The sequence below is a fragment of the Mycolicibacterium aichiense genome (genome assembly GCF_010726245.1).
Classification (GTDB): domain Bacteria; phylum Actinomycetota; class Actinomycetes; order Mycobacteriales; family Mycobacteriaceae; genus Mycobacterium; species Mycobacterium aichiense.
Map to the genome: position 1 here is coordinate 217,743 of NZ_AP022561.1, position 10,179 is coordinate 227,921.

Here is a 10,179-nt window from a genome sequence, read left to right on the forward strand (position 1 = left end):
CCATGAGTGAGGCAGCGGCCCCGGTTTCCGGACCGCCGAGCAATCTGTTCACCGGGATTATCAAGGCCATCCGCCCTCGCCAGTGGGTCAAGAACCTGCTCGTGCTGCTCGCCCCCATCGCGGCGCTCGGCGGCAACGTGCAGTACGACTACAAAGAGGTCGCGGTCAAGATCCTGATCGCTTTCGCCTCGTTCTCGCTGGCCGCCTCCTGCATCTACCTGGTGAACGATTCGCGAGACGTCGAAGCGGATCGTCAGCATCCGACCAAACGGTTCCGACCGATCGCCGCGGGTGTGGTTCCCCCGTGGCTGGCATACACGTTGGCGGTCGTGCTGGGCATCGCCGCGCTCGCACTCTCGCTGCTGGCCTCGGTGAACCTGCTCATCGTGATCGCCGTCTACATCGCCATGCAACTCGCCTACTGCTTCGGACTCAAACACCAAGCGGTGCTGGATATCTGCATCGTGTCGTCGGCATACCTGATCCGCGCCATCGCAGGCGGCGCGGCCGCGGGTATCCCGCTGTCACAATGGTTCCTGCTGGTGATGACCTTCGGCTCGCTGTTCATGGTGGCCGGAAAGCGTTATGCCGAACTGCAACTCGCCGAACGGACCGGCGCCAAGATCCGCAAGTCGCTCGAGAGTTACACAGCCTCCTACCTCCGGTTCGTGTGGACGGTGGCGGCCACCGCGATGGTGGTCTGTTACAGCCTGTGGGCTTTTGAGCGTGACGGTGCCAACGCGTCCTGGTACGCGGTCACGATCATTCCCATCACCATCGCGATCCTGCGGTATGCGGTCGACGTCGACGGCGGTATGGCCGGTGAACCCGAGGACATCGCGTTGAAGGACCGGGTGCTGCAGCTGCTGTTGCTGGCTTGGATCGGGACCATCGGTGCAGCGATCGCCTTCAGTTGAACACCTGACGTCTGAACCGGTTTCGGCCGCGCCGACGGGGCGCCGCCTGGCCCGGGTGAGCCTCTGGGTTGGCGTCGTGGTGACCGCGGCGTTGTGGACGTGGGGCGCCTGGCAGCGCCGCTGGATCGCCGACGACGGCCTGATCGTACTGCGCACGGTGCGCAATCTGTTGGCCGGCAACGGCCCGGTGTTCAACGCCGGAGAGCGGGTGGAATCCAACACCTCCACGCTGTGGACCTACCTGAATTATCTCGGCGCGCTGATCGCCGGGCCGGTGCAGTTGGAGTACGTGGCGCTGGCGCTGGCGCTGAGCCTGTCGGTCGCCGGGGTGGTCTTGATAATGCTGGGCACCGCAAGACTTTTCGCGCCCAGCCTGGTTGGCCGCCGGGCCGTGTTGCTGCCCGCCGGTGCCCTGGTCTACATTGCGATCCCGCCCGCACGGGACTTTGCCACCTCGGGTCTGGAGAACGGACTTGTGCTGGCCTGGATCGGCTTGCTGTGGTGGATGATGGTCTGCTGGGCGCAAGCGCCTCGGTTGCACCGCGGGGGCCCGGTCTTCACTGCCGCGCTGGCCTTCGTCGCCGGCTTGAGCGTGCTGGTGCGGCCCGAACTCGCCCTGATCGGCGGCGTCGCGTTGATCATGATGCTCGTCGCGGCCCGCGGCTGGATCACCCGAGTGATCATCTTGGTCGCCGGTGGCCTGCTCCCGGTGGCCTACCAGATCTTCCGGATGGGTTACTACGCACTGCTTTTCCCACAGACCGCGCTGGCCAAGGATGCCTCGGGAGACAAGTGGGGGCAGGGCCTGATCTATCTGGCCAACTTCAACCAGCCCTATGCATTGTGGCTGGCGGCGCTGCTGGTGATCGCACTGGGTGCGGCGGTGGTCGCCGCGCGCGACACCTCGTCGCGGGCCGGCGCACCGGACCTGTCCGGCGGCCGCGGCCGGTTGGCGCGCAGAATCCAAAGTCCCACTGCCGTCGTGATTTTCATGCTCGTCAGTGGCCTGCTGCAGGCGCTGTACTGGATCCGGCAGGGCGGTGACTTCATGCACGGCCGGGTGTTGCTGACGCCCCTGTTCTGCCTGCTGACTCCCGTCGCGGTGATTCCGGTTGTGCTGCCAGACCCCATCACCTTCTCCCGTGAGCGCGCCACGGTGCTCGCAGGCGCGACCATCGCAGTGTGGCTCGGGCTGGTCGGCTGGTCGCTGTGGGCGGCGAACTCGCCGGGTCTGGGCCCCGACGCCACCCGGGTCACGTATTCGGGCATCGTCGACGAGCGGCGGTTCTACTCCCAGGCCACAGGGCACGCTCACCCGCTTACCGCTGCCGATTACCTGGATTACCCGCGTATGCGCGCGGTGCTGACCGCGATCGCCAACACACCCGATGGCGCGCTACTGCTGCCGTCTGGGAATTACGACCAGTGGGATGTGGTGCCCGCCTACCCGCCGCCGCCACCTCCGCCGGGCGTCTCGATGGATACTTGGCGTCGCCAAATAGCCCCGCACACAGTCTTTTTCACGAACCTCGGCATGCTCGGGATGAACGTCGGGCTGAACGTGAGGGTGATCGACCAGATCGGTCTGGCCAACCCGATCGCAGCGCACACGGCGCGGCTGGAGGATGGCCGGATCGGCCACGACAAGAATTTGTTCCCGGACTGGGCCGTTGCCGAGGGGCCCTGGTTCAAGGAGCACCCCTACGTGCCGCCGTATCTCGACGAGGGGTGGATCGCCGAGGCCGAGGTGGCGCTGAGGTGCCCCGAGACCGACGCGATGCTCAATTCCATCCGGGGCCCGCTCGGTATCCGTCGCTTCTTGTCAAATGTGTTGCACGCGATCGATTTCACCCGGTACCGCATCGATCGCGTTCCGCAGTACGAGCTGGCGCGTTGCGGACTTGCGGAGCCGCCGTTGAAGGGCACCCCCTACACGGGCCTGCCTGCAACGGGTCCCTGATCGCCGCGGCTGACTGTACCGTCAGTTTTCCGGCCTCGCGCTGTGGCCAAAGTGGGCCGAGTGCAAGATGTTACGTGTGACACCCGCCGCAGGCCGTCGAGTCGTGGCCCCGAGGCACCCGTCCGGTGCAGCGGGTTTCACGATTGTGTCGCCGGCGCGGTAGTTTAGTTTGCCAGCCGGGCTCTAGCCGGTAACGCTGCGGTCAGTTTGCGGCGATACACAGGTCAAGTGTGACAGCGCTTGGCAAAACCAATGTCAATGTCGACAACGGTTCTGCCGTGCCGTGAACGAATGAGTTGAGCAACCGATGGTCCGTGCCGTGAGAGCCTCCCTCGCCGCCGTCCTACTGATGACCGCACTGGCGACGGTGACGGGCGTGGTTCCGCACGCCAAAGCGTTCTCCCGAGAAGGCCTTCCGGTCGAGTACCTGGACGTGTACTCGCCGTCGATGGGCCGCAACATCCGCGTCGAGTTCCAAGGAGCGGGCAGCGGCTCCAAAGCCGTCTACCTGCTCGACGGTCTGCGTGCCCAGGACGACTACAGCGGCTGGGACATAAACACCCCCGCCTTCGAGTGGTTCTACGACTCCGGAGTCTCGGTGGTCATGCCCGTCGGTGGGCAGTCCAGCTTCTACAGCGACTGGTACTCGCCGTCGAGCTTCAACAAGCAGCCCTACACCTATAAGTGGGAGACATTCCTCACCAGTGAGCTGCCGCAGTGGCTGGCCGCCAACAAGCAGGTCTCGTCGACCGGCAACGCCGTCGTCGGCCTGTCGATGTCGGGTGGCGCCGCCTTGATTCTGTCGGCCTATCACCCGCAGCAGTTCGTCTACGCGGCCTCGCTGTCGGGCTTCCTCAATCCCTCGGCGCTGCTGATGCAGCAAGCCATCCGGGTGGCCATGCTCGACGCCGGCGGTTACAACGTCGACAACATGTGGGGCCCACCCTGGGATCCAGCGTGGAAGCGCAATGATCCGGTGGTCCAGGCCGCGGCGATCGCGCACAACGGCACCCGGCTGTGGATCTACTGCGCGCCTGGTGGGCAGACCGATCTCGATGTCGGCGCCGACGCGGGCGCTGCGCTGAGTGCCACCAGCCTGGAGTCGATGGCGATCAAGAGCAACAAAGATTTTCAGGCCGCCTACACCGCGGCCGGCGGCACAAATGCGACGTTCGAATTCCCGCCGTCGGGCAACCATTCGTGGCCCTACTGGGGAGCTCAACTCGCGGCACTGAAACCCGACCTCATCGCCACCATAAACCGGTGAGAGGGCGGTCACGACAACATCTCTGAAGAGGAACGATCACGACACATGTGGTTGACTACCAGGGCACGGCTGCGTGGATCGCATGCGGTGCGGCCCCCGAAAAAGGATGGAAATACATGAAGTTCGTTGAGAAGTTGCGCGGCGTTTGGCTGCGCCGGCTGACAGTCGCTGCCGCGGCTGCCGCCGTGCTGCCCGGCCTGATCGGCGTCGTCGGCGGCTCCGCAACGGCGGGAGCATTCTCCAAGCCCGGCCTGCCGGTCGAGTACCTCGAAGTGCCGTCCGCAGGCATGGGACGCGACATCAAGATCCAGTTCCAGAGCGGCGGGCCCGACTCGCCCGCGGTCTACCTGCTCGACGGTCTGCGCGCGCAGGACGACTTCAACGGCTGGGACATCAACACCCCGGCGTTCGAGTGGTACTACAACTCCGGCCTGTCGGTCGTCATGCCCGTCGGTGGCCAGTCCAGCTTCTACTCGGATTGGTACAAGCCGGCGTGCGGCAAGGCGGGTTGCCAGACCTACAAGTGGGAGACGTTCCTGACCCAGGAGCTGCCCGCGTACCTGGCCGCCAACAAGCAGGTCAAGCCGACCGGCAGCGCTGCCGTGGGTCTGTCGATGGCCGGCTCCGCCGCCCTGACCCTGGCGATCTACCACCCCGAGCAGTTCCCGTACGCCGGCGCTCTGTCGGGCTTCCTCAACCTCTCCGAGGGCTGGTGGCCGATGCTGGTGAACCTGTCGATGGGCGACGCCGGTGGCTTCAAGGCCAACGACATGTGGGGACCGACCGAGGATCCGAACAGCGCCTGGAAGCGCAACGACCCGATGGTCAACATCCAGACGCTGATCAACAACAACACCCGCATCTGGATCTACTGCGGTGACGGCAAGCCGTCGGACCTGGACGCCGGAACCAGCAGCGGCAACCTGTTCAACGCGAAGTTCCTGGAGAGCTTCACATTGCGGACGAACAAGACGTTCCGCGACACCTACCTGGCCAAGGGTGGCACCAACGGGGTGTTCAACTTCCCCGCCAACGGCACCCACCAGTGGAACTACTGGGGTCAGCAGCTGCAGCAGATGAAGCCGGACATCCAGCGCGTGCTCGGCGCCACGCCGACCGCCTGATATCCAGCAGTCGACAACTCACCGACGGCGGCGACCCAACCGGGTCGTCGCCGTTGGCGTATCCGAACCAACCGAGTAAGCAGTGTGATTCACTACCTGCAGGTGGGGCGGGGCTGTGAAATGCGACGAGTCGACATTGAGGTGACCATGAAGAGTCTGTCGGGCCTGTTTCGGGGAGTGTGCGCCGCGGTTGTGGCGCTAGGCCTCATGAGTGCCACCGCACCGACCGGCCATGCGGCCGACGTCGAATATCTGATGGTGCCGTCGCCGGCCATGGGCCGCGATATCCCGGTTGCCTTCATGGGCGGCGGCCCGCACGCCGTGGTGCTGCTGGACGCGTTCAACGCCGGCGACCCGGTCAGCAACTGGGTCACCGCGGGCAACGCGTTCAACACCCTGGCCGGTAAGGGCGTCTCCGTGGTGGCTCCGGCAAGCGGTGCGTTCACCCTCTACACCAACTGGGAGGCCGACGGCACCCGGCAGTGGGAGACCTTCCTGTCCGACGAGCTGCCCAACTGGCTGGCCGCCAACAAGGGGCTGGCCCCGGGTGGGCACGCCATCGTCGGCGCCGCCCAGGGCGGTTTGGGCGCCATGATGGAGGCGACGTTCCACCCTGATCGCTACCGCTACGCCGGCTCGCTGTCGGGTTTCCTGACCCCCTCGAACACCTTCATGAACGGCGCGATCACTGCCGGAATGAACGAGTTCGGCGGCGTCAACACCCAGGCCATGTGGGGTGCCGCGCAGCTCGGCCGGTGGAAGTGGCATGACCCCGAGGTGCACGTGCAGCTGCTGGCCGACAACAACACCCGGCTGTGGGTGTTCAGCCCGCAGACCACGACCTGCAGCGACGTTCCGGCCATGATCGGCTACTGCGACCTGGCCCAGGGCAGCAACCGGACGTTCTACGCGCACTACCGGGCCGTGGGTGGCCGCAACGGTCACTTCGACTTCCCGGCCGGCGGCAATCACGACTGGGGCAACTGGGCCGGGCAGCTGGCCGCGATGTCGGGAGATGTAGTAGCGGCTATCAAATAGCTCGCTCCTGACCTCCCAGGTCAGCGCGAACTGTTAACTTTCCGCAATCTCCCGGTGCTCTGGGGCAGTCATGCCCAGCCGGTAACGTGGAGACGTGCAAGGCTCGGTCCATCGTGTGAACGGCAGCGGCGTCAACGCCACCGCTGCCGGCACCGTCCGGCACGCACTGCTGATGGCCGGCCTGCTCGGCTCGACGACTCTGCTGATGGTGGCCTGCAGCTCCGGCGAGGATCTGGTGACCACCGCGGCGCCACCGCCCACGCAGACCCATGGCGCCGTCCACGGTCACGGTGCGCCGTTGCCGGCAGACGCCGACCTGCAGTCCGCCAAGTTCAATGTCACGCCGTCCCAGCGCGGGTTCCTCGATGCGCTCGCTGCCGCCGGCGTGCATCCATCGAGTGAGCTGGAAGCACTGAGCATCGGTTCCCATGTCTGCCAGGCCCACGCGGCCGGTCAAAGTGACCAGGCGGTCTGGGACTACATTGCTCCGATGGTGCGCAGTGACGTCGTCGACGCGGGATCGCCGCCGCACACTGCCCCCGATCCGCAGGTGACCGCGGCTACCGCCGACTACATCCGGATCGCTACCCAGCGGCTCTGCTAGCAGGAAGATCACCTCCCCTCAATGGCTCGAAACTCCCGAACCAACCGCCGACGTCACCGCATTCTCGGACTCATCGCCGCAGGCGCCATGGCCGCCGCGGTAGCCCTGATCGTCGCGATCATCGTCATCGTCGCCCGCCGGCCCGAAGCGCCGCCGACGGCGGTGCCGCCGACTGCGCTGCCGCCCACCAGTTCCCCCGGCCAGCACAAGCCGCGGCCGGAATTCCAGGACGCCAGCTGTCCGGACGTTCAGATGATCGCGATCCCCGGCACCTGGGAGTCGTCGCCGACCGACGATCCGCTGAACCCGACGCAGTTCCCGCGGTCGCTGATCCTCAACGTCACGGCGCCGATCTCCGATCAGTTCGGCCGCGACCGCGTCGAGGTGTACACCGTTCCCTACACCGCGCAGTTCCACAATCCGCTGTCGCAGGACAACCAGATGTCCTACAACGACAGTCGCGCCGAAGGCACCCGCAACGCGGTCAAGGCCATGACGGACATGAATAACCGCTGCCCGCTGACCAGTTACGTCATCGCCGGTTTCTCGCAGGGCGCGGTGATCGGCGGTGACATCGCCAGCGATATCGGCAACGGGCGGGGGCCGGTCGACGAAGATCTGGTGCTGGGTGTGACGTTGATCGCCGACGGCCGTCGCCAGGCAGGCGTCGGGCAGGACATCGGCCCCAACCCGCCTGGCGAAGGCGCCGAGATCACGCTGCAGGAAGTTCCGGTGTTGTCCGCGATGGGCCTGACCATGACGGGGGCCCGGCCGGGTGGCTTCGGCGCGCTGAACAACCGGACCAATGAGATCTGCGCGTCCGGTGACCTGATCTGCGCTGCGCCCCAGCAAGCGTTCAACATCACGAACCTGCCGACCACACTCGATGTATTGGCCGGCGGCGCCGGACAACCCGTGCATGCGCTCTACAACACGCCGCAGTTCTGGAACCTCGACGGGCAAACGTCCACGCAGTGGACACTGGATTGGGCGCGCAATCTGATCGAGAACGCGCCTCATCCAAAACATGGATGACGTGGGAGCTTCGTCGGCCGATGGATTTGGCCGCCGCCGCGACTACGCCTAACATTAAGAAGAAAATAAGAGCTGCATGCGTCAGCTGTCGGTCCGGACGTCCACGCGTCCGAGCCGACAGGGTGCCGGCCCACAGTGCCACCGAGGTCCCCGATGGACCTGGGATGGATCGGTACGATCTGTGAGGTTTGGGGCCCTAGACGCAGGGCGAACGGTGGCGCGACGTCATGCGCGGCCGCCGCAGGGCCCGACACAGATGTGTTCTGACAGGAGACTGGTATGCCGTTCCACAACCCGTTCATCAAGAACGGACTGATCACCTTCCCCGAGGGCGCCAGTGTGATCAAGCACGTGGAGCGCTGGGCCAAGGTCCGCGGTGACAAGATCGCCTACCGTTTCCTCGATTTCTCCGTCGAACGTGACGGCGTCGTCCGCGAACTGACCTGGGCCGACTTCGGCGCCCGGAATCGCGCCGTCGCCGCCCGCCTGCAGCAGGTCACCCAACCAGGCGACCGCGTCGCGATCCTCTGCCCGCAGAACCTCGACTACCTGGTCGCGTTCTTCGGCACCATGTACTCCGGTCGTATCGCCGTCCCGCTGTTCGACCCGGCCGAGCCCGGCCACGTCGGCCGGTTGCACGCCGTGCTGGACGACTGCGGCGCGTCGGCGATCCTGACCACCACCGACTCCGCTGAAGGTGTGCGCAAGTTCTTCCGAAGCCGCCCGGCCAAGGAACGCCCCCGCGTCATCGCCGTGGACGCTGTCCCCGACGAGGTCGGCGCGACCTGGGAGCCGTTCGATGCGGTCGACGAGAACACCATCGCCTACCTGCAGTACACCTCGGGTTCCACCCGGATCCCCAGCGGTGTGCAGATCACCCACCTGAACATGGCCACCAATGTCGTGCAGGTGATCGAGGCCCTCGAGGGTGAGGAAGGCGACCGCGGTGTGTCCTGGCTGCCGTTCTTCCACGACATGGGGCTGGTGACCGCGCTGCTGCCCGCGATGATCGGCCACTACTTCACATTCATGACGCCGGCGGCCTTCGTCCGTCGCCCGGGCCGCTGGATCCGCGAACTCGCCTACCGGGAAGGCGACACCGGTGGGGCCATCTCCGTGGCCCCGAACTTCGCGTTCGACCACGCCGCGGCACGTGGCGTACCGAAGGACGACGAAGAGCCGCTGGACCTGTCCCACGTCAAGGCGATCCTCAACGGCAGCGAGCCGATCTCGGCCGCCACCGTCCAACGCTTCAACGACGCATTCCGCCCATTCGGCTTCCAGCCCAAGGCCATCAAGCCGTCCTACGGCCTGGCCGAGGCCACGCTGTTCGTGTCGACCACCCCGGCGGCCGAGGAACCGAAGATCGTCTCGGTCGATCGCGACGAACTGAACGCGGGCCGCTTCGTCGTGGTGCCCGACGACTCGCCCAAGGCGGTGGCCCAGGCCTCGGCCGGCAAGATCGGCGTCGCCGAGTGGGCGGTCATCGTCGACAACGACGCCGCCACCGAGCTGGCCGACGGACAGATCGGTGAGATCTGGATCAGCGGCCAGAACATGGGCACCGGCTACTGGAACAAACCGGACGAGACCATCGCGACGTTCCAGAACATCCTCAAGTCTCGGACCAGCCCGTCGCACGCGGAGGGTGCCGCCGACGAGGCGACCTGGGTGCGCACCGGCGACCTCGGTGCGTTCTACGACGGCGACCTGTACATCACCGGCCGCGTCAAGGACCTGGTGATCATCGACGGCCGCAATCACTACCCGCAGGACCTCGAGTACTCCGCTCAGGAGGCCACCAAGGCGGTGCGGACCGGTTTCGTCGCCGCGTTCTCGGTGCCGGCCAATCAGCTGCCGGACGAGGTGTTCGACAACGCCCACGCCGGGCTCAAGCGCAATGCCGACGACAGCTCCGAGCAACTGGTGATCGTCGCGGAGCGCGCGCCGGGTTCACACAAGATGGAGATGGGCCCGATCTCCGACGACATCCGCGCCGCCATCGCGGTACGCCACGGCGTCACGGTCCGCGACGTCCTGCTGACTCCGGCGGGTGCGATCCCGCGTACCTCCAGCGGCAAGATCGGCCGGCGAGCCTGCCGGTCGGCGTACCTCGACGGCACTCTGCGCAGCGGGAAGGTGGCCAATGCCTTCCCTGACGAATCGGAATGACGAACGAAGGAAAGACTCAACCGATGAAGGGGAGTTCACCCCTTCGCACGAGGTGAGGCCCC

The 10,179-nt window shown here is 66.0% G+C and carries 8 protein-coding genes; all 8 read left to right on the top strand.

The features are described 5' to 3' along the window. The first annotated feature begins 2 nt into the window (after window positions 1–2). The 8 genes from G6N32_RS01000 to fadD32 all read left to right on the top strand — a co-directional run bounded on the left by G6N32_RS01000 (window position 3) and on the right by fadD32 (window position 10,117). Window positions 3–917, top strand: coding sequence for a decaprenyl-phosphate phosphoribosyltransferase (locus tag G6N32_RS01000; RefSeq protein ID WP_115317747.1), 915 nt, complete (start codon window positions 3–5; stop codon window positions 915–917). A gap of 4 nt (window positions 918–921) precedes the next feature. Next, a complete protein-coding gene (aftB, locus tag G6N32_RS01005; RefSeq protein WP_115318916.1) occupies window positions 922–2,877 on the top strand; it encodes a terminal beta-(1->2)-arabinofuranosyltransferase in 1,956 nt (651 codons plus the stop codon). A 307-nt stretch (window positions 2,878–3,184) separates the two neighbouring features. After that, complete coding sequence (locus tag G6N32_RS01010) at window positions 3,185–4,144, top strand: esterase family protein (protein WP_115317746.1); 960 nt, start codon at window positions 3,185–3,187, stop codon at window positions 4,142–4,144. Window positions 4,145–4,260: 116 nt separating this feature from the next. Continuing rightward, entirely contained in the window at window positions 4,261–5,268 is a 1,008-nt protein-coding gene (locus G6N32_RS01015) for an esterase family protein (protein WP_115317745.1), read from the top strand. Between the two features lie 207 nt (window positions 5,269–5,475). After that, entirely contained in the window at window positions 5,476–6,306 is an 831-nt protein-coding gene (locus G6N32_RS01020; protein ID WP_410432816.1) for an alpha/beta hydrolase-fold protein, read from the top strand. 94 nt (window positions 6,307–6,400) lie between these two features. Further along, the gene (locus G6N32_RS01025; protein WP_232077428.1) at window positions 6,401–6,910 is read left to right on the top strand and encodes a DUF732 domain-containing protein; all 510 of its coding nucleotides are present in this window, start codon (window positions 6,401–6,403) and stop codon (window positions 6,908–6,910) included. A 21-nt stretch (window positions 6,911–6,931) separates the two neighbouring features. Continuing rightward, window positions 6,932–7,945, top strand: coding sequence for a carboxylesterase Culp6 (culp6, locus tag G6N32_RS01030; protein ID WP_115317743.1), 1,014 nt, complete (start codon window positions 6,932–6,934; stop codon window positions 7,943–7,945). A 279-nt stretch (window positions 7,946–8,224) separates the two neighbouring features. After that, window positions 8,225–10,117, top strand: a complete 1,893-nt coding sequence (fadD32, locus tag G6N32_RS01035; RefSeq protein ID WP_115317742.1) for a long-chain-fatty-acid--AMP ligase FadD32 — start codon at window positions 8,225–8,227, stop codon at window positions 10,115–10,117. Window positions 10,118–10,179 lie beyond the last annotated feature (62 nt).